Source organism: Carboxydocella sp. ULO1 (assembly GCF_002049255.1).
Taxonomy (GTDB): Bacteria; Bacillota.
The window spans coordinates 1-1,644 of record NZ_BDLQ01000060.1 but is presented as its reverse complement, the minus strand read 5'-3'; the positions used below and the strand labels follow the sequence as shown (position 1 = coordinate 1,644).

Here is a 1,644-nt window from a genome sequence, read left to right as displayed (position 1 = left end):
CCGTGGAACCTGGGGCTAGCGGTAATGTGGCAGCTGGGACGATTACTATCCTGGCCCAGCCAGTGGCCGGAATAACTTCGGTGAACAATGTAGCGACAACTTCCGGCGGTTTGAACGAAGAAGACGATGCTTCGCTCTTATCCCGGTTTCTCCAGCGGGTACGGTCTCCGTCGGCAGGCGGAAATAAAGCCGATTACGTGAACTGGGCCATGGAAGTCCCTGGCGTGGGCGGCGTTTTTGTGGTACCTGTACGTGACGGGCCGGGTACGGTGAGTATTGCAATAATCAACACAAATAAAGAACCAGCCGATCAGGCATTAGTGGACGCAGTCCACAATTATATAGCTCCACCCTGGGTGAATGAAACCGAAGCAGAGACTATGACTCTGGGTAGCTATGGCACCAGCATAGACACCACGTTGACCGATGACACCGGCGACAGTGTGAAAATGATCTACGACGCTACCGGGGCCGGGACCATCACTCATGCTAACCTGCAAGCTATACTTCAGCAGCCTGGTATCTGGCAGACCCGGGCCCGGGTGAAAGTGGACAACAATGCTGGGACAGCCGATCTACTGCAGATAGGCGTTTATAACGTTTCGGCGGCGGCGTGGGCAAAGACGAGGCCAAACGGAACTGTAGACGCCGTAATAACTCTGAAGGCCAGCGATTTAGCGGCTGCCTTTAGTGATAAAATCGTAGAGTTTTACTGGAACGGCCAGGATCAATTAGAACTGCGAATAACCCGCCTTACCACTGATACTACGACAATAGTTTGGGTGGACCGAGTGATATATCGAAGCACCTTTAGTAAAGATACTGGCGAGGGGAAAGCTCCTGTAGGGGCAAGAGTAACTGTTGAACCGGCTACAGCGGTATTAATAAATGTTTCAGCCAATTTAACCATTGCCAGCGGCTATAATGCCGACAGTGTTAAGTCAGCGGTGACAGAAAATATCAAGGCATATATCAAGTCACTGGCTTTTACTTCAGACAATGATGTCCGCTATGTCCGCATAGGGCAGGCCATCTTAGATACGCCAGGAGTGCAAGACTACAGTAACCTGACTGTGAACGGTGGTACTACTAACGTGGTTATCGGTGACCAAGAAGTGGCTATTTTGGGGAGCGTGAATCTGACATGAGCGAATACCCCATAACCAGCGTGCGGGGACAGGAGATGCTTACTTACCTGCCCCCCTATTACGAGACTTCTAGAATTATTCGGGCCGTTTTGCAAGCAGAAGGTACTGAGTTTGACAAACTTCGCCAAGCCCTGGACGAAACATTAAACCAGTTTTTCGTTTGCACAGCCACCTGGGGATTGGACAGGTGGGAAAAAGAGTTAGGTCTCCCTGTTACGCCTGATCAACCCGAGGCCGAACGGCGGGATAAAATCGTATCCCGATTGAGAGGATACGGAACAGCCACGATTGCGGTGGTCAAGCAGGTGGCTGAATCATATGATAAGGGTGCAGTAAACGTTGTAGAGGACCATGCCGCTTATACCATTACGATCCGATTTGTAGATACAACCGGAGTGCCGCCTAACTTAGATGACCTCAAAACGGCGGTCCGGGCGGTTGTACCGGCGCATTTGGCGATAATGTATGAATACAACTTCTTCATATGGGATGAGTG

The 1,644-nt window shown here is 50.9% G+C and carries 2 protein-coding genes; both read left to right on the top strand.

The window, feature by feature from the left end; translation table 11 throughout:
• Positions 1–1,148, top strand: a 1,148-nt coding sequence (locus tag ULO1_RS09085) for a baseplate J/gp47 family protein (protein ID WP_143325440.1), incomplete at its 5' end; no start/stop codon positions are given.
• Positions 1,145–1,644: YmfQ family protein (locus ULO1_RS09080; RefSeq protein ID WP_079933424.1), on the top strand; the 500-nt coding region annotated here is incomplete at its 3' end. The genes ULO1_RS09085 and ULO1_RS09080, both read left to right, overlap by 4 nt.